Consider the following 22,386-nt stretch of genomic DNA (forward strand, 5'->3'; position numbering starts at 1 on the left):
GCCCGCACCGGTCGCCGCGCCGGCTCCCGCACCGGCGCCGGCCCCCGCGCCGGGCGCCGCGCCCGCCGCGTCGCCCGGTTTGGGCCCGGACGCCCCGCCCACGCAGGACTTCATGTATCCCTCGATCGGCACCAATTGCCTTGCGGACGGCAGTAGTTCGATCGCGACCGCCCTTTCGGTGGCGGGGCCGGCCAAGATCCCGACCCCGGGACCCGGGCCCGGCCAGACCGCCTATGTGTTCACCGCGGTCGGCACACCCGGGCCCGCCGAGGTGCAGAAGCTGCCGCTGAACGTCACCTGGGTGAACCTGACCACCGGCAAGTCCGGAACGGTCACGCTCAAGCCGCGCACCGACATCAACGGGGACGGTCCGACGACGCTGACGGCGATCGTCGACACCGGCTCGGGCAGCATCATGTCGACGATCTTCGGGCAGGTCACCACCAAGGAAAAGCAGTGCCAGTTCATGCCCACCATCGGCTCGACGGTGGTGCCCTAGGCGGCCGACCCGATTCAGGGTCTCCAGCCGGGCGTGCGGCCGAGGTGGCCGAGGATGCGGTCGAGGTCGGTCGCGCCGGCGGGCGCGACCACGGCCGGCCCGAACGGCGCGCCGTCCATGGTGCGGTAGTCGCCATCCGGAATAACGAGCACCAGCGGTAGCGCGGCGGCCAAAACGTCGCCCGGGAGCGCGAATTGGACGCCGATGCTGCGCGCGACGTCCCAGCCGTGCACCACGTAGTCGACGAAATGGAAGCCGATCGCGACCGCACCGGGGAAGGACGCCCCGGGGCCGAAATCGGGCAACGCAAACGCCGCGTCGAGCACCCCGTCGACGGCGAACGCGTCGAGCACGTCGGCGGCGGCCGCGGCGTAGGTGCCGGCGGGATCGGCCGCGACGGCGGCGGCCACGCGCTCCGGCGCCCAGACGATGGGGCTGTCCCCGCCGCCGCGCGCGGCCGCGGCGAACCCCTGATGCTGCACGGTCATGTGGCAGAGCAGATCGAGCAGGTTCCAGCCCGCGCAGGGCGTGGGCCGGCGCAGATCGCCGCGGGTGACCGCCGCGACGACGTCGACGGACGCCTGCACGGCGGCCCGGTGGGGGGAACGGACGTCGGGAATAATATGCATCAGCATACGATATGCAGATGCATATTATCTGTCAACGGCTACGCTGCCACCATGGCAGCGACCCCACGGCGGCCCGATCTCGCCGCGATGATGGGGCCACTGGTTCGGGAGATGGTCGCCGCCGAGATCCCCGTGCTGGAAGCGCATGGGTTGTCGATGTGGGGCTACGTCGTGCTGAGTGCGCTCGATCGTTCGCCGGTGCGCAGTCAGGCCGCGCTCGCGGAGGCGATCGGCGCCGACAAGACCCGCATCATCCCCACGCTCGACGATTTGCAGAACCGGGGTTATATCGAGCGCCGTCCCGACCCCGACGACCGCCGGGTGCGGCTGCTCGCGCTCACCGACGCCGGCCGGGCGGCGAAAGATGCCGCGCAGCAAGACATTCAGCGCGGCGAGGAGCGCTGGCTCGGGGGGCTGTCGGCCGAGGACCGGCGGGTGTTCCTGCGCGTCCTGCGTCAGCTGTCGGACGCGCCAGGCGGCTGACTAGTAGGCCATGAACAAGATGGCGTCGCGGTCGTACTCGAGGCCCGGGTGGGCGCTGGCGAGGTGGGCCTGGGTCAGCTCGACCAGTTCGTCCTCGTCCTTGCCGACGATGGCTTCGCCGCAGGGACACGTTATGTGTGTCTTCACGTTGCCGCCTTTCCCTTCGCTGCTGCTTTCATCTGCTTCTTGTACGACCGCACCTTCCCGAGGGACTGCGCGTCGACGATGTCGGCGACGGACAGGTGCGTTCCGGCCTTGCCGAAGTCCCCGGCCGCCTCCCGCCATCCCGCCGGCGTCACGCCGTACTGCTTGCCGAGTAGCGCCAGGAAGATCTTCGCCTTCTGCTCGCCGAAACCGGGCAGCCCCTTGAGCCGCCGCAGCAGTTCGTGCCCGTCGGGCGCACCGGCCGTCCACAACCCGGCCGCGTCGCCGTCATAGCGGTCCACGATGATCTGCGCCAGGGCCTGGATCCGCTTGGCCATCGACCCCGGGAAGCGATGCACCGCAGGCCTTTCCGCGCACAGCGCGGCGAACTTCTCCGGGTCATAGTCGGCGATCCGACCGGCGTCCAGGCCGCCCATCCGGTCCGCGATCTTCTTCGGGCCGGCGAACGCCGTCTCGAACGGCACCTGTTGGTCCAGGAGCATCCCGACCAGCAACGCGAACGGGTCGTCTTCCAGCAGCGCGTCGGCCTCGGGCTCCTGCGCCAGGCAGAGCTTCGACATACGCCGACTTTAGCGCCCGGGCTATCGTGGCGTGGTGGTGGATGAGGCCAGATTGGAGCTGATGCTGGCGCGCGACGAGCTGCATCGGCTCGTCACCGCCTATTGCCGGGCCGTCGACCGCGCGGATTACGCGGCGCTCCGCGATCTGTACCACCCCGACGCGACCGACGCGCACGGCTCGTTCTCGGCGGGGGGCGTGGAAGAGTTCATCGCGCAACTGCGGGCCGCCGAACCGTATGTGCGTGTCTCCCAACACAACATCACCACGACGAACTTCGTGATCGACGGCGAGGAGGCCCGCGGTGAAATCTACTGCCTGGTTTTTCACACCTTCGCCGGCCCCGAACACGACTCGGACGTCATCATCGGCGGCCGGTACCTGGACACCTACACCAAACACGACGGCCGCTGGAAGTTCAGCCGACGCACCATCGCGGCGGACTGGGCATACCGCAACGACCCGTCCCGAGTGGACTTCGGGCACACCAGCACCCGGGGAAGCCTGCGCGGCCAACCGGGTCAGGCCGACCCATCGATCAGGCTCTTTGCGCCGCCCCAAGCCTGAGAGTGCGATTCTTTCGGCGTGAGCACCGAAGACGGACCGGCGGCAACCACCCGCTACCTGCTGTTCGCCACGCCGGAGGAATTCAGCTACCGGCAGCGCGCGCTCGAAGACGACGCGGCCAAGATATTCGCCCAGCAACCGCCGCTGGCCATCGACGTGGGCGAGGGCACGGTCTCGATCGTCGACCCGGGCAGCAACGCGGTGATCACGTCCGCCCTGATTCACGAGGTCACCGCGACACCGGGCACCTACGCGCCCATGGACCAGTCCTCCGAGTCGACCAGCCGGCGCTACACGCAGCCGCTGCTGCTCCTCGACGCCCCCGGCGGGCTGGACGTGGTAGTCGGTATTTTGCCGATGCGCGTCACGACGTGGACCGGTCACCAATTCCGGTACGCCTGGCGGCGCAAGGCGCGGCCCCTCGATCTCGACGCCGCGTATCGCCACGAACGGGTCGGTGGCCCAGCTACGTGGTCACGGACGCCGAATGGCGCAGCCTCGTCGAGACATTCGGCTTGGGCACCCTCGCGGTCGACGAGTATGCCTCGGGCGCGCTGGACAGCGAAGCAAAGTTCATGAAGGTGGTCGGGATCGCCTTCGCCGCGTTGATATTCGTTGCCACGACGGTGTTTTTCGCGTGGTTCATCTGGGCGATCGCCACCGGCAACATTCACCATCACCAGCACTGACCGCCACCCGGACGGCCTCGCGCCGGCTAGCCCGAATCACCCGCTCTTGCGGCGGAATTCGCGGCGGTTCTCCACCGGACCGTGCGCCCGCGAGTGCTTGTCGCCGGCGTCTTTGTGGTCGGACGCGCCCGCCGACTTGGCCTTCTTGCGATCGAGGGCCTCGCGGAACTTGCGCTTCGTATCGTCCCCTTGCTGGGCGTTCGATTCGGCCATACCGGCAGCCTATCCTGCATGGCCCGGCCTGGCTTGTGGTTTTACCGCTTGCCGGGCGGCATTCCGTAGACGTGCGAGATCCGCAGCGTCATCACCACCCGCCGGTCGGTGACCATCGCCTGCCGGTAGTCGTCCCAGTCCGGGTGCTCACCGGCGATGTTGCGATACAAGGCAATCAACGCCTCGACGGTGTCATCGTCGGGGGCGGGTGCGGCAACGGGCCCGGGAGCGGGCGCGGCAGCGGGTGCGGGTGAGGGCGCCGGCGCCGCGGCGGGGCCGGGACCGGCGGCGTGCGCCGGATCGATGCCCGGCGGCAGGTGCGACTGCAGCCCGGGCTCGATGCCCAGCGGCGGTACGTGTTGCACCGGCGCGGTGTCGGGCGGGGTGGCGGCACCGGGCGCGGGTGCCGGTGCGCCGGGAACCGGCGAGCCGGGCACTTGCACGAAGTTATTCACCGACGTCGCAACGTTTTTGGACTCGCTGGGCGCGGCCGGGCTGTGGGCGAAGGCTTGGGCGGCGGCCATCAGCAGCTGTGTCGCCTGCCCGGGATTGCTGGCCGCCTGCTGGATGATCGGGCTCAGCTCCGAGAGCGCCGGCAGGCCCGGTAGTTGCTGGTTGGAGTTCGCCTGCGGTGTCGGCAGCGGCGCCGCCGGGTCGGCGGCCGCGCCCGGGCAGAACCCGAGCGCGGCAGCCGACGCCGTGACGACAGCGGCCAACCCCTTGGACAGATTCCGAGTGCTTACCACGATGCCCTCCGGTCTAGGTTGTGGGTTTGCCGTCTAAGGGGTTGCTCAGGGAATGGCCGACAGCAGCGGCGTCATCGGGTTGGTGAGCGACGGCAGCGTCGCCGCCGGTGCGGCGGGTGCGGCCGGCGCGGCCGGGGCGGCCGGTGCGGCCGGTGCCGCCGGAGCCTGTCCGGTCGCGAGCGCCGTCAGGTCCTGCGGAAGCGTCAGCTGCGCGGGCACGTTGACCGGCAGGCCGGACGGCAGCGCCGGCATGTCGACCTTCGCCTGGGGGAGCTGAGGGGACGGGGGCGTCGCGGGCGCCGCCGGCGCCGAGAGCCCGGGGATGGCCGGCAGGCCCGGAATGGACGGAGCGGCCGGGGCGGCAGGCGCCGCCGGCACCTGCTGCGTCAAGCCCGGGATCGAGCCGAGCCCCGGGATCGCCGACGTTGCCGACGGAGCCGACGGCGACACGGGCGAGGTCGCCGAGGGCAGCCCCGGGAAGGTGATGCCGGGAGAGGCCGGCGCCGCCGGGGGCGTGGCGCCGAGCGCGGTCGCAAGGTTCTGCAGGATTTGTGGCGCGTTGGCCGCCGAACTGATCAGCTGCTGCGGAATGTTCGGCACGGGCGGGGCCGGCACGGGGTCGGCGTGGGCGATACCGCCCGTCAGTAGCGCGGCGGACGAACCGACTACGACGGCGGTCGCTCGCACATAGGTCCAGATGGTTGGCATGACTCTCCCTGGTGATCGACGACGGGGTCCGCGGCCGAAGTTACTTTGATACTGGTGTGACTCAAGTGACACGTGTGGCATTTATTCGATCGTTACCGATACGAGTGACGGCGGTGACCGGGCGGGTGCCGCGATCGCTAAAGTCGGGCGAATAGACACCACCTCGACCGCCGCCCCGGCGGTTCCCCTCAACCGGCGGCTGGCGGGTCCGCTGCAGGCGGCCGCGCCGGCGCTGCTGGCCGTGAGCGTCGTCGCGCGGCTCGCCTGGACCTACCTGGCGCCCCACGGCGCGAACTTCGTCGACCTGCACGTCTACCTCGGCGGGGCGGCCGCGCTCGACCATCCCGGCACCCTCTACGGCTACGTGTACGCCGACCAGACGCCCGACTTCCCGCTGCCGTTCACGTATCCGCCGTTCGCGGCCGTCGTGTTCTACCCGCTGCACCTGTTGCCCTTCGGCCCGGTCGCCTTCCTGTGGCAGGTCGCGACGATGGCCGCGTTGTACGGCGCGATCCGGGCCAGCCAGCGCATCATGGGCGTCCCCGCCGACGCCGGCCGGCGCGTGGCGATGTTGTGGACGGCGGTCACCCTCTGGATCGAGCCGCTGCGCAGCACCTTCGACTATGGGCAGATCAACGTGTTGCTCATGCTGGTAGTGCTGTGGGCGGCCTACAGCTCCCGGTGGTGGCTGTCGGGGCTGCTGGTCGGCGTGGCGGCCGGGATCAAGCTGACGCCGGCGATCGCCGGCGTCTACCTGGTCGGCGTCCGGCGCTGGGGCGCGGCGGCGTTCTCGGCGGTCGTGTTCGCCGCGACCATCGGCCTCTCGGCCCTGGTCGCGGGGGGCCAGACCGGCTACTACTTCACCAAGTTGCTGGGCGACGCGCACCGGGTGGGGCCTATCGCCACGTCGTTCAATCAATCCTGGCGTGGCGGCATCTCCCGGATCCTCGGCCATGACGCCGGCTTCGGTCCGCTGGTCGTGGGCGCCATCGCCGTCACCGCCGTGCTGGCCTTACTGGCGTGGCGGGCGCTCGACGGGTCCGATCGGCTGGGCAAGCTGCTGGTGGTCGAGTTGTTCGGGCTGCTGCTCTCGCCGATCTCGTGGTCTCACCACTGGGTGTGGCTGGTGCCGCTGATGGTCTGGGCGATTCACGGGTCGCCGCGCGAGCGGCCGGGCGCCCGCGTGGTGGGGTGGGGCTGGCTGGTGCTCACGATCATCGGGGTGCCGTGGCTGCTGAGCTTCGCCCAACCGACCATCTGGCAGATAAGCCGGCCGTGGTACCTGGCCTGGGCGGGGTTGGCCTACATCGTGGCGGCGGTGGCGACGCTGATCTGGGTCGCGGCCACCGGCAACCGCCCCGAGCCTCACGACGGCGTGACGCGCGCGCGCGAACGTCACCCCAGCGTGGCGGCCGACGAGAAGGGCGCCGTGCCGGATTAGCCCCCGACGATCCCGTCGATGTCGCGCGCCATGTCGACGTCGTTTTGGGTGATGCCACCCTCGGAATGCGTGACCAGGGCGAAAGTCACTGTCCGCCAACGGATATCGATGTCAGGGTGATGGTTCTTGCTCTCGGCGTGCTCGGCCACCCGGCGCACGGCGTCGATGCCGTCGAGGAACGTCGGAAACTTGACCGACCGTCGCAGGGCGCCACCGGAACGCTCCCATCCGCCCAGTCCGGGCAGTGCGGCGTCTACTTGCTCATCCGTTAACACAGCCATATCCCGACGGTATACCGTCACTGGCTGTGCCAACCCAGATCGTCGTCGCCGCCGCCGTCATCTGCGGCCCCGCGGTGTTGGTGGCGCAGCGCGTTCGGCCGCCGGAGCTGGCCGGCCGCTGGGAACTGCCCGGCGGCAAGGTCGCGCTCGGCGAAACCGAGCCCGACGCGCTGGCCCGGGAACTGGCCGAGGAGCTGGGCCTGGCCATCGCCGACGTCGCGGTAGGCGACCGGCTCGGTGCGGACATCGCGCTGAATGACACGACGACCCTGCGGGCCTACCGGGTGCGCCTGCTCGGCGGACAACCGCACCCCCGCGAACACCGGGCGCTGCGCTGGCTCACCGCGGCCGAACTGAACGATGTCGACTGGGTGCCCGCCGATCGCGGCTGGCTGGGCGACCTCGCCGGCGCGCTGTGCGCAGCCTCATAACAAGTCCACAGGCTGCATGCAGGAAACCTTCAGCGCTGTCGCAGCTGACACGCGTGAAATCGGAAGGTAATAGCCCCAATAGTCCGTAACGTCGATGTGTAGGCCTGAAGCGATGCCGATGGATGTTCCGACGGCGTGGCCACGGCCGCCACGCCGGACTGATGGCTTGGCCTTTTTGGTAACCGGCCGCGAATCCCAGTGCGACGTCAACACGTAGGAGGCATTCTCTCTTGACCGTCACACCTCACATCGGTGGGCCGCTCGAGGAGCTACTGGAACGCAGTGGGCGATTTTTCACCCCGGGCCAATTCTCGGCCGATCTGCGCACCGTCACCCGCCGGGGCGGCCGGGAGGCTGACGTCTTCTACCGAGACCGGTGGAGCCACGACAAGGTGGTCCGGTCCACGCACGGGGTGAACTGCACCGGCTCGTGCTCGTGGAAGATCTACGTCAAGGACGGGATCATCACCTGGGAAACGCAGCAGACCGACTACCCGTCGGTGGGCCCGGACCGACCCGAATATGAGCCGCGCGGCTGCCCGCGCGGTGCGTCGTTCTCCTGGTACAGCTACTCGCCGACCCGGGTTCGCTATCCGTACGCCCGCGGCGTGCTGATCGAGATGTTCCGCGAAGCCAAGGCGCGACTCGGCGACCCCGTGCTCGCGTGGGCCGACATCCAGGCCGACCCGGAGCGCCGCCGTCGCTACCAACGGGCTCGCGGCAAGGGCGGGCTGGTACGAATCAGCTGGGCCGAGGCCACCGAACTGATCGCGGCGGCCCACGTGCACACCATCAAGACCTACGGCCCCGACCGGGTGGCCGGGTTCTCCCCGATCCCGGCGATGTCGATGGTGTCGTATGCCGCCGGCTCACGGTTCTACGAGCTGATCGGCGGCGCGATGACGTCGTTCTACGACTGGTATGCCGATCTCCCGGTGGCCTCCCCGCAGGTGTTCGGTGACCAGACCGACGTGCCGGAGTCCGGGGATTGGTGGGACGCAGCGTATTTGATGATGTGGGGCTCCAACGTTCCGATCACCCGGACCCCGGACGCGCACTGGATGGCCGAGGCCCGGTACCGCGGCACCAAGGTGGTGACGGTCAGCCCCGACTACGCCGACAACACGAAGTTCGCCGACGAGTGGATGCCGTGCGCCGCCGGCACGGACGGGGCGCTGGCCATGGCGATGGGCCACGTGATCCTCTCGGAATGCTTTGTGCAAAAACAGGTTCCGTTCTTCACCGACTTCGCGCGCCGTTACACCGACCTGCCCTTCCTGATCAAGCTGGAGCAGCGGGGCGACATGTTGGTGCCGGGAAAGAACCTCACGGCGGCCGACATCGGGCAGGCGGTCGAGAACGCCGCGCTCAAGCCGGCGGTGCTCGACGAGGCGACGAATTCCGTTGTGGTGCCGCACGGCTCGCTGGGATTCCGCTACGGCGAGGACGGCGTCGGAAAGTGGAACCTCGACCTCGGCGATCTGACACCGGCGCTCAGCGTGCACGACGAGCGCGAGGCGGGCACCGCGCTCGTCCACCTGCCCAGCTTCGACACGGTGAACGGCGAGGGCCGCACGCTGACGCGCGGAGTACCGGCGCGCCGCGTCGGCAAACACCTGGTGTGCACCGTCTTCGACTTGATGCTCGCCCAGTACGGGGTGGCGCGGCCCGGGCTGCCTGGCGACTGGCCCACCGGCTACGACGACCCGACGCACCAGAACACCCCGGCCTGGCAGGAGCCCATCACGGGCGTGTCGGCCGCCCAGGCGATCCGCGTCGCTCGCGAATTCGCCCGCAGCGCCGAGGAATCCGGCGGCCGCTCGATGATCATCATGGGCAGCGGGATCAACCAGTGGTTCCACGGCGACGCCATCTACCGCGCGGTGCTGGCGCTGCTGATGCTGACCGGGTCGATGGGACGCAACGGCGGGGGCTGGGCCCACTACGTCGGCCAGGAAAAGGTGCGCCCGCTCACCGGTTTTCAGACGATGGCGATGGCCACCGACTGGGTGCGCCCGCCGCGGCAGGTTCCCGGAGCCTCGTACTGGTACGCGCACACCGACCAATGGCGCTACGACGGCTACGCGGCCGACAAGCTGGCCAGCCCCATCGGCCGCGGCAAGTTTGCCGGCAAGCACACGATGGACCTGTTGGCGTCCGCGACCGCGATGGGCTGGAGCCCGTTCTACCCGCAGTTCGACCGGTCCAGCTTGGAGGTCGCCGACGAGGCGCGCGCCGCCGGCCGCGACGTCGCCGAATACGTCGCCGAGCAACTCGGCGAGCGCAAGCTCAAGTTGGCCGTCACCGATCCCGACAACCCGGTCAACTGGCCGCGCGTGCTCACGGTGTGGCGGGCCAACCTGATCGGTTCGTCGGGGAAGGGCGGGGAATACTTCCTGAGCCATCTGCTGGGCACCGATTCCAATGCGCAGGCGGTGCCCCCGGAGGACGGCGTGCGGCCCAGCGACGTCGTGTGCGAGGGCGACATTCCGGAGGGCAAGCTCGACCTGATGATGTCGATCGACTTCCGGCAGACCTCCACGACCCTGGTGTCCGATGTCGTGCTGCCGGCGGCGACCTGGTACGAGAAGGCCGACATCTCCAGCACGGATATGCATCCGTATGTGCACGCGTTCAGTGCGGCAACGGATCCGCCTTGGGAAACCCGTTCGGATTTCGACGCTTTCGGCGCCATCGCGCGTGCCTTCAGCGCGATGGCCAAGCGTCACCTGGGCACCCGCAGCGATGTGGTGCTCACGGCTTTGCAGCACGACACACCCGATGCAATGGCCTATCCGGATGGCAGCGAGGACGACTGGTTGCACACGGGAGCGACGCCCGTGCCGGGACGCACCATGGCCAAGCTCACCGTGGTGGAGCGCGACTACGCCGCCATCTACGACAAGTGGCTGACGCTCGGTCCGCTCGTCGACCGGTTCGGAGTGACCACCAAGGGGGTCACCGTGCACCCGTTCCGCGAGGTCGAGGAGCTGTCCAAGAAGTTCGGTGTGATGAATTCCGGTGTGGCGCAGGGACGTCCGGCCATTACCACCGCGGACCGGATGGCCGACGTGCTGATGTTGTTGTCCGGGACCACCAACGGCCGGCTCGCCGTCGAGGGCTTCCGGGAGCTGGAGAAGCGCACGGGCCAGCGCCTGGCCCACCTGGCCGAGGGCAGCGAGGACCGCCGCGTCACCTACGCCGACACCCAGGCGCGTCCCGTGCCGGTCATCACGAGTCCGGAGTGGTCGGGCAGCGAGACCGGCGGTCGCCGCTACGCGCCCTTCACCATCAACATCGAGAACCTCAAGCCGTTCCACACGCTGACCGGCCGGATGCATTTCTACCTGGCCCACGACTGGGTGGAGGAACTCGGCGAGCATCTGCCGGTCTTTCGTCCGCCACTGGACATGACGCGCCTGTTCGGCCAACCCGCGCTCGGCCCGACCGACGACGGAATCGGGCTGACCGTGCGCTATCTGACGCCGCACTCGAAATGGTCGTTCCATTCCACCTACCAGGACAACCTGTACATGCTGTCGTTGTCGCGCGGCGGTCCGACGATGTGGATCAGCCCGGGCGATGCGGCGAAAATCAAAGTGCGCGACAATGATTGGGTGGAGGCGGTGAACGCCAACGGCATCTACGTGTGCCGGGCGATCGTCTCGCACCGCATGCCCGACGGTGTGGTGTTCGTCTACCACGTCCAGGAACGCACGGTGGACACGCCGCGCACCGAGACCAACAACAAGCGCGGCGGCACCCACAATTCGCTGACCCGCGTGCGCATCAAGCCCAGCCACCTGGCCGGTGGCTATGGGCAGCACGCGTTCGCGTTCAACTACATGGGCCCGACCGGCAACCAGCGCGACGAGGTCACGGTGGTGCGGCGCCGCAGCCAGGAGGTGACCTACTAGATGAAGGATCCGAGCGACGCTTGCGGAGCGAGACAATGAAGGTCATGGCGCAACTGGCGATGGTGATGAACCTCGACAAGTGCATCGGCTGCCACACCTGTTCGGTCACCTGCAAGCAGGCCTGGACCAACCGCAGCGGCACCGAGTACGTGTGGTTCAACAACGTCGAAACCCGTCCGGGACAAGGCTATCCGCGTACCTACGAGGACCAGGAGCGGTGGCGCGGCGGCTGGATCCGCGACAGGAAGGGCCGGCTGCGGCTGCGCGACGGCGGCCGCATCCATAAGCTGCTGCGCATCTTCGCCAACCCCAAGCTGCCCACCATCGCGGAGTACTACGAGCCGTGGACCTACGACTACGAGAACCTCACCACCGCACCGGCGGGTGACACCTTCCCCACGGCCGCGCCGAAAAGCCTGCTCAGCGGGAAACCGATGAAGGTCTCCTGGGGGCCGAACTGGGATGACAACCTTTCCGGGTCACCGGAGATCCTTCCCGAGGACCCGATCCTGAAGAAGGTCGGCGAGGAGGTCAAGCTTCGGCTCGAAGAGACCTTCATGTTCTACCTGCCGCGGATCTGCGAACACTGCCTCAACCCCTCCTGCGTGGCGTCATGCCCGTCGGGTGCGCTGTACAAGCGCACCGAGGACGGAATCGTCCTGGTCGACCAGGACCGCTGCCGCGGCTGGCGGATGTGCGTGTCCGGATGCCCTTACAAGAAGGTGTATTTCAACCACAAGACAGGCAAGGCCGAGAAGTGCACGCTGTGCTACCCGCGCATGGAGGTCGGCCTGCCGACGATCTGCTCGGAGACCTGCGTGGGCCGACTGCGGTACCTCGGGCTGGTGCTCTACGACGCCGACCGGGTGCTCGAGGCGGCGTCGGTGGAAGACGACAAGGACCTCTACGAGGCGCAGCGGCAAATCCTGTTGGACCCCAACGATCCCGAGGTCATCGCCGGCGCGCGGGCCGAGGGCATTTCTGCCGAGTGGATCGAGGCTGCGCAGCGTTCCCCCGTGCATGCATTGATCAACACATACAAGGTGGCGCTGCCGTTGCACCCGGAATACCGGACCATGCCGATGGTTTGGTACATCCCACCGTTGTCGCCGGTCGTCGATGCCGTCAGCCGCGACGGCCACGACGGGGAGGAGTTGGGCAACCTGTTCGGCGCGCTGGAGGCGCTGCGCATCCCCATGCGATACCTGGCCGAGTTGTTCAGCGCCGGCGACACCGGCGTGGTCGAAGGCGTGTTGCGGCGCTTGGCGGCGATGCGCTCCTACATGCGCGACATCAACCTGGGCCGGGACACCCAGCCGCACATACCGCAGTCGGTGGGGATGACCGAAGAACAGATGTACGAGATGTACCGGCTGCTCGCCATCGCGAAATACGAAGAACGGTACGTCATTCCGACCGCCTTCAGCCCACAGGCCCGGGATCTCGAGCAGCTGGGTTGCTCGTTGTCCGGCGAGGGCGGGCCGGGCATGTACGAGTCGGGCGAACCGGCGCCCGTCTCCGTGGAGACCTTCCACGCCACGCAGCGTTCCAGGGTCAACTTGCTCAACTGGGACGGCAATCAGGTGCCGGCCGGAATGTTCCCCGAGGAGCACAAGCGATGAGGCTGCTGGCCGCGCGCCACGAACGCCACCGCACGCGCACACTGCAGGACCGGCTGGTGTGGCAGGGGGCCTCGCTGCTGCTGGCATATCCGGATGACGACCTGTCCGTGCGACTGGAAAGCGTCGAGGAACTGGCGAGCCACATCGACGGCCCCGAGGCGGCGCTGCTCGGGCGGACGGCCACGGCGTTGCGCGCCCGCGAGCCGATGGCGGCCGCGATGGATTACGTCGCGACGTTCGACATGCGGCGTCGCGCCACCATGTACCTGACGTACTGGACCGCCGGGGACACCCGCAACCGCGGCCGGGAAATGCTGGCGTTCGCCACCGCCTACCGGGAAGCGGGCGTGGAGCCGCCCCGCGACGAGGCGCCGGACCACCTGCCCGTCGTGCTGGAGTTCGCCGCCACCGTCGATCCCGAGGCGGGGCGCCGGCTGCTGACCGAGTACCGGGTCTCCATCGACGTGTTGCGGGGCGGCCTGGCGGATGCCCGGTCGCCCTACGAGCACGCCGTCGCGGCGGTCTGCGCGACCCTGCCGGTTGCCACCGACCAGGAGCTGCGCCGCGCGGAGCGGCTCGCAAAAGCCGGGCCGCCGGCGGAAGCCGTTGGGCTGCAACCGTTCACCCTGACCGTACCGCCGCGGCGTCAGGGAGGAACGTCCGATGTTTAGCAACGTGGTGTTCTGGGACGTCACCCCGTACGTCACGCTCGCGGTGCTGGTGCTCGGCTCCTGGTGGCGCTACCACTACGACAAGTTCGGCTGGACCTCGCGCTCCTCGCAGATCTATGAGTCGCGCCTGCTGCGCATCGGCAGCCCGATCTTCCATTTCGGCATTCTCGCGGTGTTGGCCGGGCATGTGATGGGCTTGATGATTCCGCCGAGGGTGACGCACTGGCTGCGCGTCAGCGACTACACCTACCACATGCAGGCGGTCATCGCGGGGTCGATCGCGGGCACCGCGACCCTGGTCGGCATCGGGCTGCTGATCTATCGCCGGTTCACCCGCCCGGCGGTATCCATGGCCACCACGCGCAGCGACAAGGTGATGTACGTGGTGCTGATCCTGGCGATCGTGGTGGGCCTCTACTGCGACCTGATCGGCACCGGACCCCACGGCGGCGAGTTCCACTACCGCTACACCGTCGGCCTGTGGTTCCGGCGGATCTGGTTGCTGCAGCCGCACGGGGAAGTCATGGTGAACGCGCCGTTGGACTACCAGTTGCACGCCCTGATCGGGATGGTGCTGTTCATGCTGGTGCCGTTCACCCGGCTGGTGCACGTGCTGAGCGCGCCAATCGGCTATCTGTTCCGGCCCTACATCGTCTACCGCAGCCGCGCCGCGGCCCCCGACGGGCAATTGGTGGGCACGGCACCGCGCCGGCGCGGTTGGTAGGGCGATGTGAGCCTCGACACTGCGGCGCACCACGCGACAGCCCGGTTCGCCATCTGAGAGCCCCGCTGCCAGAATCACCGACGTGCCATTCCGCAACGTCGCCATCGTCGCCCACGTCGACCACGGAAAAACCACCCTGGTCGACGCGATGCTGCGGCAGTCCGGGGCGCTGCACCACCGCGGCGACGACACGCAGGAACGCATCATGGACAGCGGTGACCTGGAGAAGGAGAAGGGCATCACCATCCTGGCCAAGAACACCGCCGTGCACCGGCACAACGACGACGGCACGGTCACCGTGATCAATGTCATCGACACCCCGGGGCACGCCGACTTCGGCGGCGAGGTGGAGCGCGGGCTGTCCATGGTGGACGGGGTGCTGCTGCTGGTCGACGCCTCCGAGGGACCGCTGCCACAGACGCGGTTCGTGCTGCGCAAGGCGCTGGGCGCGCACCTGCCGGTGATCCTCGTCGTCAACAAGACCGACCGGCCCGACGCGCGCATCGCCGAGGTGGTGGAGGCCAGCCACGACCTGTTGCTCGACGTCGCATCCGATCTGGACGACGAGGCCGCCGCCGCCGCCGAGCATGCGCTGGGACTGCCGACGCTGTACGCGTCGGGCCGCGCGGGCATCGCGAGCACCGAAGCGCCGGCCGACGGCGAGGTGCCCGCAGGCGACAACCTCGACCCGTTGTTCGACGTGTTGATGGAGCACATCCCGGCGCCGTCGGGGGACCCGGAGGCGCCGCTGCAGGCGCTGGTGACCAACCTGGACGCGTCGGCGTTCCTCGGGCGCCTCGCGCTCATCCGCATCTACAACGGCAAGCTGCGCAAGGGCCAGCAGGTCGCCTGGATGCGCGAGGTCGACGGGCTGCCGGTCATCACCAGCGCCAAGATCACCGAGTTGCTCGCGACCGAGGGCGTCGAGCGCAGCCCGACGGAGGTCGCGGCGGCCGGAGATATTGTGGCTATCGCCGGGATTCCCGAGATCATGATCGGGGACACGCTGGCCGATCCCGACCATGCCCACGCGCTGCCGCGGATCACGGTCGACGAGCCGGCGATCTCGGTGACCATCGGCACCAACACCTCGCCACTGGCCGGCAAGGTGTCCGGGCACAAGCTGACCGCGCGGATGGTCCGCAGCCGGCTGGACAGCGAGCTGGTCGGCAACGTGTCGGTCCGGGTCGTCGACATCGGCCGGCCCGACGCGTGGGAGGTGCAGGGCCGCGGCGAGCTCGCCCTGGCCGTGCTGGTCGAGCAGATGCGCCGGGAGGGCTTCGAGTTGACGGTGGGCAAGCCGCAGGTGGTCACCAAGACCATCGACGGCCAGCTGCACGAACCGTTCGAGGCGATGACCATCGACTGCCCCGAGGAATTCGTCGGCGCGATCACCCAGTTGATGGCCGGCCGCAAGGGCCGCATGGAGGAGATGACCAACCACGCGGCCGGCTGGGTCCGGATGGACTTCATCGTGCCCAGCCGCGGCCTGATCGGCTTCCGCACCGACTTCCTCACGATCACGCGCGGCACCGGCATCGCCAACGCCGTGTTCGACGGCTACCGCCCGTGGGCGGGGGAGATCCGGGCCCGCCACACCGGCTCGCTGGTGTCCGACCGGTCGGGCACCATCACGCCGTTCGCGCTCATCCAGCTCGCCGACCGGGGCCAGTTCTTCGTCGAGCCCGGGCAGGAGACCTACGAGGGCATGGTCGTCGGAATCAACCCGCGCGCAGAGGATCTCGACGTCAACGTGACCCGCGAGAAGAAGCTGACCAACATGCGGTCGTCGACCGCGGACGTCATCGAGACGCTGGCCAAGCCGCTCGACCTCGACCTGGAACAGGCCATGGAGTTCTGCGCGCAAGACGAATGCGTCGAGGTGACCCCCGAGGTCGTGCGGGTGCGCAAGGTCGAGCTGGACGCCACCTCCCGGGCCCGCAGCCGCGCGCGGGCCAAGGCCCGGGGTTAGCGGCGCGTGGTCCGGCGGGCGGCTGGGCGCCTGCTCGATACGCTGATGGGCGTGCCAAGACCAGCGCGCCGCCTCTTCCTGACGGTCGGCGCGGTGGTCTCGCTGTCGGGGGTGGTGCTGGCGGCGTGCACGGTCAACCCGCCGCCGGCGCCGCAGAGCACCGACACGCCGCACAACTCGGCGCCGCCGCCGCAGCGGCCGACCCAGATCATCATGGGCATCGACTCGATCGGCGCCGGGTTCAACCCCCATCTGCTGTCCGACCTGTCGCCGGTGAACGCGGCGATCAGCGCGCTGGTGCTGCCCAGCGCGTTTCGGCCGGTGCCCGACCCCAACACCCCGACGGGCTCGCGCTGGGAGATGGACCCGACCCTGTTGGTCTCGGCCGAAGTGACCAACCAGAACCCGTTCACGGTGACCTACAAGATCCGGCCCGAGGCGCAGTGGACCGACAACGCCCCGATCGCCGCCGACGACTTCTGGTACCTGTGGCGGCAGATGGTCAGCGAGCCCGGCGTGGTCGACCCGGCCGGATACGACCTCATCACAAGCGTGCAGTCTCTCGAGGGCGGCAAGCAGGCCGTGGTCACCTTCGCGCAACCGTATCCGGCCTGGAAGGAGCTGTTCAGCGACATCTTGCCGGCGCACATCGTCAAGGACGTGCCGGGCGGTTTCCTGGCCGGGCTGGCCCGTGCCCTGCCCGTCACCGGCGGGCAGTTCCGGGTGGAGACCATCGACCCGCAGCGCGACGAGATCTTGCTCGCCCGCAACGACCGCTACTGGGGCCCGCCCGCCAAACCCGCCCTGATCCTCTTCCGCCGCGCCGGCGCGCCGGCCGCGCTGGCCGATTCCGTGCGCAACGGCGACACGCAGGTGGCCCAGGTGCACGGCGGATCGGCGGCCTTCGCCCAGCTCTCGGCCATCCCGGACGTGCGGACCGCCCGGATCGTGACGCCGCGGGTCATGCAGCTCACGCTGCGCGCCAGCGAGGCGAAGCTGTCCGACGCCCAGGTCCGCAAGGCGATCCTGGGCCTGCTCGACGTCGACCTGCTGGCGGCCGTGGGGGCGGGCAGCGACAACACCGTCACGCTGGACCAGGCCCAGATCCGCTCGCCGAGCGACCCCGGCTACGAGCCGACGGCGCCGCCCGCGATGACCACGCCGGCGGCGCTGGCGCTGCTGTCGGCGTCGGGCTATCAGATCGAGACCAACCCGTCGCCGTCACCGTCCCCCACCCCGGCGAGCACCGGGCCGCCGGAGGTCATCCGCGGTCGGATCAGCAAGGACGGCCAGCCGCTGTCGCTGGCCATCGGGGTGGCCGCGAATGACCCGACCTCGGTCGCGGTGGCCAACACGGCCGCCGACCAGTTGCGCAATGTCGGCATCGACGCGACCGTGCTGGCGCTGGACCCGGTGACGCTGTATCGCGACGCGCTGACCAACAATCAGGTGGACGCGATCGTCGGCTGGCATCAGGCCGGGGGAAACCTGGCGACGCTGCTGGCCTCGCGCTACGGCTGTCCGGCGCTGCAGACGACGACGCTGTCGCCGTCGAGCACGCCGACCACCACACCCGCCGCAAGCCCGTCACCCGGGAGCCCCGGCACCACTGCCGCGACGTCTCCGGTGACGCCGACCCCACCCCCGTCGCCCTCGCGCCCCCCGGAGCCCGGCGCGCTGGTCCAAGCGCCGTCGAACCTCACCGGCATCTGCGATCGCAGCATCCAGTCGAACATCGACGCCGCCCTCAACGGCACCAAGAGCATCAACGACGTGATCACGGCGGTCGAACCGCGGCTGTGGAACATGTCGACGGTGCTGCCGATCCTGCAGGACACCACGATCGTCGCGGCCGGGCCCAGCGTGCAGAACGTCAGCCTGACGGGCGCGGTGCCGGTCGGCATCGTCGGCGACGCCGGCCAATGGGTCAAAACCGGCCCGTGACCGAGCATTTCGAAAAATCGAAAACATCCATTTTCCATAATGGCCGTGCCGCGCATGGCGTGGAGCAAAAGTAACGAATTCATGACGAATTAATCGGACCGGGTATCCGCAAACGGAGTTGGCGCAAACGGCCGTTTTCAGCTCCCTATTTCGATACGCTGCCGCCATCGCATTACCCGCCCGAGCGGGCGTCGGGGGTAGAGCGACCATAGCGACCATGGTGTGCTGAACCGGGGAGGTCTTCAGTGTCGTTTCTGATCGCAGTGCCGGAGCTAATGGCCGATGCCGCAAGCAATTTGGCGAACCTTGGCTCCGCCATCGGCTCCGCCAACAGCGCGGCCGCCGCGGCGACCATAGAATTGCTGCCCGCGGCCGCGGACGAAGTTTCGGCCGAAATTGCCGCGCTCTTTTCCTCACATGCCGCCGGCTACCAGCAACTCAGCGCGCAGGCGGCGGTATTCCACCAGCAGTTCGTGCAAGGTTTGACGACCGGCGCAGGCAGCTATGCGGCTGCCGAGGTAAACGTTGTGCAGACGCTCGCCAGCGCGCTGCCCGCGGCCGGCATAGACCTGAGCGCCGGGCTCGCCGGCCTGGGCGCCAGCCTGAGCGCCGACCTCAACGCGATCGGCGTCTCGCTCAACGCCGCGGTGTCGGGCAGCCTCGGTGGCAGCCTCGGGGCCAACCTCGGGGGGCTGGCGCCCCTGGGCGCGGCGATCGCGACCAACGTCAACGGCGGCCTGACGGCGTTGGCGCAGACGGGCGGGGCGCTGGCCACCAACGTCGGCACCAGCCTTTCCGGCCTGGCGGGTGGCTTCAACGGCGCGCTGCCGGGGCTGCAGGCCAGCCTGGGCGGCGGGCTGTCCGGGCTGAACGCCTCCATTAATGCCGCGCTGTCGGGCGGCCTGGGCGGCAGTCTTGCGGGGCTGGGGCCGATCGGTGCGACGTTAGCCACCAACTTCAGCAACGGGCTGTCGGGGTTGGTCGGGGCCGGGAACGCGCTCGCGGCGAGCCTCGGCGCCGGCCTGCCCGGCTTGATCGGCGGCCTGAGCCTGGCGTTCCCCGGCCTCGCGGCCAGCCTCAGCGGCAGCCTTTCCGGGCTGAACGCCTCGCTGAACGCCGCGCTGTCCGGCGGCCTCGGTGCCGGCCTTTCGGGGCTGGGACCCCTCGGCGCCACGCTGGCCGCCGACATCGGCAGCGGCCTTTCGGGGCTGGCGCAGACCGGTGGGGCGCTCGCGGGCAACCTGAGCGCCGGGCTGTCCAACCTCGCGGGCAGCCTGGGCGCCGGGCTGCCCGGGCTGAGCGGCGCGATCAACGCCGCGCTGTCGGGCGGCTTCGGGGGCAGCCTGTCCGGCCTCGGCGCCGCCCTGTCCGGTGCCCTGCAGACCGGTGGCTCGCTGATCGGCAACCTCGGCCTCGGCCTGCCCGCGCTGATGGGCGGCTTCGCCCTGCCCGCCAACCTGAACGCCGCGCTCGCGGCGCTGGGCGGCGTCTTCGGCTTCAGTCCCAGCCTGGGCGCCAGCATCACCGCCGGCCTGTCCGGGCTCAGCGCCCAACTCAACGCCGCGTTGAACGGGGGCCTCAGCATCGGGCTTGCCGGGCTGCCCACCCTGTTCGCCAACCTGGTGGCGCCCTGGCAGGTGCTGCTGACGGCGCCGAGCGTGCCCGCATTCCTCACCCAGTTGCAGGCGATGGAGCTCGGCTTCAACGGCGCGCTGATCACCAACGAGCTGGGCTTCAACGCGGCCCTGGTCGCCCAGGAGACGGCGCTGGAGACGGCCCTGTTCGGCGGGGTCGGCGCCGTGGGCGGCTCGATCGACAGCTTCTTCAACTTCTGGAACACGGTGTTGGGCACCGGCGAGGTGACCTTCGACAGCCTGTTGGGTGCTCAACTTCCGACCGGCGGCGCCATCCTGGCCAGCCTCGCGATGGGCGCCCCGGCCAACCTGATCGCCGGCGGTGCGCTCGGCGGACTCCTGGGCGCCGTGGACACCAAGTTCCTGTGGGACCTCAACGTCATCGGCGCGGTGGCCACCTCGCTGACCGGCAACGGCTCGCTGCAGGCCGCGTTGACCGCGGGGATCAACGCGGCCGGCCTGCAGGCGTCGCTGAACGCGGCGCTGGGCGGATCGCTGTTGGCCGGGCTGCCCAACCTCGGGGTGGCGCTGGTGGCGGCGCCCACCGCGGGGTTGCAGGGCCTGGCTTCGGGCCAGCTCAACTTCCTGTCCAACCTGATTCCCGCGGAGGTCGGCTTCAACACCAACCTGGTGAACAGCGAAATCGCTTGGGAGACAAGCACATTCGGAACTCCGGTCGCCTTCAACGGTGGGCTGAACCGGCTCTTCAACGTCGGCAACCTGATCCTGGGCACCGGCGAGCAGACGGTGAACAGCTTCGTGGGCGGTGTCCAGACACCGGCCATCGGCACGCTGTTGACCGGTACCGCGGCGCAGGTCTTCAACGGCGGCAACATCGGCGGCATCGAGGGCATCTTCGACCAGAGCCTGGCCGCGGGCGCCGATTTCGCCGGCTTGTTCCTGGGTTAGACATCCGCGGCCGGCGGCCGCGGCGGGATCACGGTGTCGACGATGATCGCCAGATCCCGCCGGGTCGGCGGTTCGCCGGTGAGCAGGAAGTGTTGGTTGATCAGCGCCGGTCCGACGCGCGCGGTCAGCGGCGTGATGGTGGCCGGGTCGAGGTCGCCGTCGTCGACGGCGGCTTGCAGGATCGATTCGAGGATCTTGAGGCGCGGCGCCACCACAGCGTCGGCGAAGATGGTGCGCATCTCCGGTTCGTGCAGCAATTGGTGGATGACGTCCAGTCCGGGAAATGTGGTCTTGCCGGCCAGCATGTCGCGGTGCGAGATGAACATCGCCAGCAACTTCTCCCTGGCCGACCGGCCGGAGCGCAGCTCGGGCATCGGCGGCAGCGCGTAGACCAGGGCGGCGTGCACCAGATCGTGCTTGCTGCACCAGCGCCGATACAGGGCGGCCTTGCCGGTGTGGGCGCGCGCCGCGATCCCTTCCATCGTCAGCCCCCCGTATCCCACTTCGGCCAACTCCGCCAACGTGGCCTCGTACAGCGCACGTTCGAGCACTTCGCCGCGTCGGCGGCTCCGCGTGCTACTCCGGTCCTGGGTTAGCTGGGGCATTTCTCGATAGTAGCCGCCCGCGTTCCTATCCGCTGCTCGGCTCCGGGGTAGGGTGCGTCCATGCCCGAGACTCCCCGGCTGCTGTTCGTCCACGCGCACCCCGACGACGAGAGCCTCAGCAACGGTGCGACGATCGCGCACTACACCTCGCGCGGGGCGCAGGTGGACGTCGTCACGTGCACCCTCGGCGAGGAGGGCGAGGTCATCGGCGATCCGTGGGCCGGGCTCGCGGTCGAGCACGCGGACCAACTCGGTGGCTACCGAATCGGCGAGCTCACCAACGCATTGCGGGCGCTCGGCGTCAGCGCCCCCCGCTATCTCGGCGGTGCGGGACGGTGGCGCGACTCGGGCATGCAGGGCACCCCGAAACGGCGGCGCGAGAGGTTCATCGACGCCGACGAGCGCGACGCCGTCGGCGCGCTGGTCGCGATCATCCGCGCGCAACGCCCGCACGTCGTCGTGACCTACGACCCCAACGGGGGCTACGGCCACCCCGACCACATCCACGCCCACACCGTGACGACGGCCGCCGTCGCGGCCGCCGGCTCCAGCGACGACTACCCCGGCGAGCCGTGGGCGGTGCCGAAGTTCTACTGGACGGTGTTGGCACAGAGCGCATTCCATGCCGGTTGGCGCGCGCTGGAAGGCAACGACCTACTGCCCGACTGGGCGATTCCGCCCCACGAGGAGTTCGACTTCGGATACGCCGACTCCGACATCGACGCCGTCGTCGAGGCGGCCCCGGACGCGCTCGCCGCGAAGACGGCAGCCCTCGCCGCACACGCCACGCAGGTCGTCGTCGGCCCGACCGGCAGGGCCTGCGCCTTGTCGAACAACATGGCGCTGCCCATCCTCGCCGAGGAGCACTATGTGCTGGTGGCTGGCGCCGCGGGGGAGCGGGACGGGCGCGGCTGGGAAACGGATCTGCTCGCGGGGCTGGGTTTCACGGACGCCGCAGCGCGGTAGGCTGCGAAACAG

The 22,386-nt window shown here is 69.4% G+C and carries 20 protein-coding genes and 3 pseudogenes; 14 read left to right on the forward strand and 9 right to left on the reverse strand.

What is annotated here, in order from left to right; translation table 11 throughout:
• Positions 1–499: pseudogene (locus tag A5673_RS22825) on the forward strand (hypothetical protein); the annotation flags it as partial.
• A 14-nt stretch (positions 500–513) separates the two neighbouring features.
• Here the strand turns inward: A5673_RS22825 and A5673_RS22830 are convergent.
• Positions 514–1,128 (reverse strand): TIGR03086 family metal-binding protein, encoded by a 615-nt coding sequence (locus A5673_RS22830; RefSeq protein WP_068237959.1) that lies wholly within the window; start codon positions 1,126–1,128, stop codon positions 514–516.
• Positions 1,129–1,179: 51 nt separating this feature from the next.
• Between A5673_RS22830 and A5673_RS22835 the strand changes: the two genes are divergently transcribed.
• A complete protein-coding gene (locus tag A5673_RS22835) occupies positions 1,180–1,611 on the forward strand; it encodes a MarR family winged helix-turn-helix transcriptional regulator (RefSeq protein ID WP_068237887.1) in 432 nt (143 codons plus the stop codon).
• Here A5673_RS22835 and A5673_RS22840 read toward each other — a convergent pair whose 3' ends face one another.
• Together A5673_RS22840 and A5673_RS22845 are read right to left on the reverse strand one after the other, a co-directional pair.
• Positions 1,612–1,758 (reverse strand): hypothetical protein, encoded by a 147-nt coding sequence (locus A5673_RS22840; protein ID WP_064952447.1) that lies wholly within the window; start codon positions 1,756–1,758, stop codon positions 1,612–1,614.
• Positions 1,755–2,336, reverse strand: a complete 582-nt coding sequence (locus A5673_RS22845; RefSeq protein WP_068237891.1) for an HhH-GPD-type base excision DNA repair protein — start codon at positions 2,334–2,336, stop codon at positions 1,755–1,757. Before A5673_RS22845 ends, A5673_RS22840 begins: the two co-directional genes overlap by 4 nt.
• Positions 2,337–2,367: 31 nt before the next feature.
• Between A5673_RS22845 and A5673_RS22850 the strand changes: the two genes are divergently transcribed.
• Together A5673_RS22850 and A5673_RS22855 are read left to right on the forward strand one after the other, a co-directional pair.
• Complete coding sequence (locus A5673_RS22850) at positions 2,368–2,901, forward strand: nuclear transport factor 2 family protein (RefSeq protein ID WP_068237894.1); 534 nt, start codon at positions 2,368–2,370, stop codon at positions 2,899–2,901.
• Positions 2,902–2,919: 18 nt separating this feature from the next.
• Positions 2,920–3,480 carry a hypothetical protein gene (locus A5673_RS22855; protein WP_068237898.1) on the forward strand — a complete coding sequence of 187 codons (561 nt, stop codon included), beginning with the start codon at positions 2,920–2,922 and terminating at the stop codon, positions 3,478–3,480.
• A gap of 146 nt (positions 3,481–3,626) precedes the next feature.
• Here the strand turns inward: A5673_RS22855 and A5673_RS29685 are convergent, their stop codons facing one another.
• The 4 genes and pseudogenes from A5673_RS29685 to A5673_RS22865 form a co-directional block, all read right to left on the reverse strand.
• A complete protein-coding gene (locus A5673_RS29685; RefSeq protein ID WP_197518455.1) occupies positions 3,627–3,803 on the reverse strand; it encodes a DUF5302 domain-containing protein in 177 nt (58 codons plus the stop codon).
• 41 nt (positions 3,804–3,844) lie between these two features.
• A pseudogene (locus A5673_RS29690) lies at positions 3,845–4,015 on the reverse strand (PPOX class F420-dependent enzyme); the annotation flags it as partial.
• Positions 4,004–4,549, reverse strand: a pseudogene (locus A5673_RS22860) (hypothetical protein); the annotation flags it as partial. The pseudogenes A5673_RS22860 and A5673_RS29690, both read right to left, overlap by 12 nt.
• A gap of 45 nt (positions 4,550–4,594) precedes the next feature.
• The gene (locus A5673_RS22865) at positions 4,595–5,257 is read right to left on the reverse strand and encodes a hypothetical protein (protein WP_068237901.1); all 663 of its coding nucleotides are present in this window, start codon (positions 5,255–5,257) and stop codon (positions 4,595–4,597) included.
• A gap of 88 nt (positions 5,258–5,345) precedes the next feature.
• Here A5673_RS22865 and A5673_RS22870 point away from each other — a divergent pair, with 88 nt between their 5' ends.
• Positions 5,346–6,698, forward strand: a complete 1,353-nt coding sequence (locus A5673_RS22870; protein WP_082958903.1) for a mannosyltransferase — start codon at positions 5,346–5,348, stop codon at positions 6,696–6,698.
• Here the strand turns inward: A5673_RS22870 and A5673_RS22875 are convergent.
• Complete coding sequence (locus A5673_RS22875; protein ID WP_068237905.1) at positions 6,695–6,979, reverse strand: 4a-hydroxytetrahydrobiopterin dehydratase; 285 nt, start codon at positions 6,977–6,979, stop codon at positions 6,695–6,697. The genes A5673_RS22870 and A5673_RS22875 overlap by 4 nt on opposite strands.
• Positions 6,980–7,005: 26 nt before the next feature.
• Between A5673_RS22875 and A5673_RS22880 the strand changes: the two genes are divergently transcribed.
• The 8 genes from A5673_RS22880 (at position 7,006) to A5673_RS30505 (ending at position 20,803) form a co-directional block, all read left to right on the forward strand.
• Positions 7,006–7,410, forward strand: coding sequence for a (deoxy)nucleoside triphosphate pyrophosphohydrolase (locus A5673_RS22880; RefSeq protein WP_068237908.1), 405 nt, complete (start codon positions 7,006–7,008; stop codon positions 7,408–7,410).
• 230 nt (positions 7,411–7,640) lie between these two features.
• The gene (locus tag A5673_RS22885; protein WP_068237910.1) at positions 7,641–11,327 is read left to right on the forward strand and encodes a nitrate reductase subunit alpha; all 3,687 of its coding nucleotides are present in this window, start codon (positions 7,641–7,643) and stop codon (positions 11,325–11,327) included.
• 35 nt (positions 11,328–11,362) lie between these two features.
• The gene (gene narH, locus A5673_RS22890) at positions 11,363–12,949 is read left to right on the forward strand and encodes a nitrate reductase subunit beta (RefSeq protein WP_068237913.1); all 1,587 of its coding nucleotides are present in this window, start codon (positions 11,363–11,365) and stop codon (positions 12,947–12,949) included.
• Complete coding sequence (gene narJ, locus A5673_RS22895; protein WP_068237916.1) at positions 12,946–13,620, forward strand: nitrate reductase molybdenum cofactor assembly chaperone; 675 nt, start codon at positions 12,946–12,948, stop codon at positions 13,618–13,620. Before narH ends, narJ begins: the two co-directional genes overlap by 4 nt.
• Positions 13,613–14,344, forward strand: coding sequence for a respiratory nitrate reductase subunit gamma (gene narI / locus A5673_RS22900; protein WP_068237919.1), 732 nt, complete (start codon positions 13,613–13,615; stop codon positions 14,342–14,344). Before narJ ends, narI begins: the two co-directional genes overlap by 8 nt.
• An 82-nt stretch (positions 14,345–14,426) precedes the next feature.
• Entirely contained in the window at positions 14,427–16,316 is a 1,890-nt protein-coding gene (typA, locus tag A5673_RS22905) for a translational GTPase TypA (RefSeq protein WP_068237921.1), read from the forward strand.
• 45 nt (positions 16,317–16,361) lie between these two features.
• Entirely contained in the window at positions 16,362–18,260 is a 1,899-nt protein-coding gene (locus tag A5673_RS22910) for an ABC transporter family substrate-binding protein (protein ID WP_197518456.1), read from the forward strand.
• A gap of 245 nt (positions 18,261–18,505) precedes the next feature.
• Positions 18,506–20,803, forward strand: a complete 2,298-nt coding sequence (locus tag A5673_RS30505; RefSeq protein ID WP_197518457.1) for a PE family protein — start codon at positions 18,506–18,508, stop codon at positions 20,801–20,803.
• On the opposite strand, the gene A5673_RS22920 is transcribed toward A5673_RS30505, so the two are convergent.
• Complete coding sequence (locus A5673_RS22920; protein ID WP_068237930.1) at positions 20,800–21,408, reverse strand: TetR/AcrR family transcriptional regulator; 609 nt, start codon at positions 21,406–21,408, stop codon at positions 20,800–20,802. The two genes, A5673_RS30505 and A5673_RS22920, sit on opposite strands and share 4 nt — an antisense overlap.
• 60 nt (positions 21,409–21,468) lie before the next feature.
• On the opposite strand from A5673_RS22920, the gene mshB reads away from it, so the two are divergent.
• The gene (gene mshB, locus A5673_RS22925; RefSeq protein ID WP_068237933.1) at positions 21,469–22,374 is read left to right on the forward strand and encodes an N-acetyl-1-D-myo-inositol-2-amino-2-deoxy-alpha-D-glucopyranoside deacetylase; all 906 of its coding nucleotides are present in this window, start codon (positions 21,469–21,471) and stop codon (positions 22,372–22,374) included.
• Positions 22,375–22,386 lie beyond the last annotated feature (12 nt).

The sequence above is a fragment of the Mycobacterium sp. E3198 genome (genome assembly GCF_001667015.1).
Lineage (GTDB): Bacteria > Actinomycetota > Actinomycetes > Mycobacteriales > Mycobacteriaceae > Mycobacterium.

Coding starts and splice junctions, on each gene's coding strand:
- A5673_RS22830 (WP_068237959.1), bottom strand. CDS start 1,128: ATGCATATTATTCCCGACGTCCGTTCCCCCCACCGGGCCGCCGTGCAG.
- A5673_RS22835 (WP_068237887.1), top strand. CDS start 1,180: ATGGCAGCGACCCCACGGCGGCCCGATCTCGCCGCGATGATGGGGCCA.
- A5673_RS22845 (WP_068237891.1), bottom strand. CDS start 2,336: ATGTCGAAGCTCTGCCTGGCGCAGGAGCCCGAGGCCGACGCGCTGCTG.
- A5673_RS29685 (WP_197518455.1), bottom strand. CDS start 3,803: ATGGCCGAATCGAACGCCCAGCAAGGGGACGATACGAAGCGCAAGTTC.
- A5673_RS22865 (WP_068237901.1), bottom strand. CDS start 5,257: ATGCCAACCATCTGGACCTATGTGCGAGCGACCGCCGTCGTAGTCGGT.
- A5673_RS22875 (WP_068237905.1), bottom strand. CDS start 6,979: ATGGCTGTGTTAACGGATGAGCAAGTAGACGCCGCACTGCCCGGACTG.
- narH (WP_068237913.1), top strand. CDS start 11,363: ATGAAGGTCATGGCGCAACTGGCGATGGTGATGAACCTCGACAAGTGC.
- narJ (WP_068237916.1), top strand. CDS start 12,946: ATGAGGCTGCTGGCCGCGCGCCACGAACGCCACCGCACGCGCACACTG.
- narI (WP_068237919.1), top strand. CDS start 13,613: ATGTTTAGCAACGTGGTGTTCTGGGACGTCACCCCGTACGTCACGCTC.
- A5673_RS22910 (WP_197518456.1), top strand. CDS start 16,362: ATGGGCGTGCCAAGACCAGCGCGCCGCCTCTTCCTGACGGTCGGCGCG.
- A5673_RS22920 (WP_068237930.1), bottom strand. CDS start 21,408: ATGCCCCAGCTAACCCAGGACCGGAGTAGCACGCGGAGCCGCCGACGC.
- mshB (WP_068237933.1), top strand. CDS start 21,469: ATGCCCGAGACTCCCCGGCTGCTGTTCGTCCACGCGCACCCCGACGAC.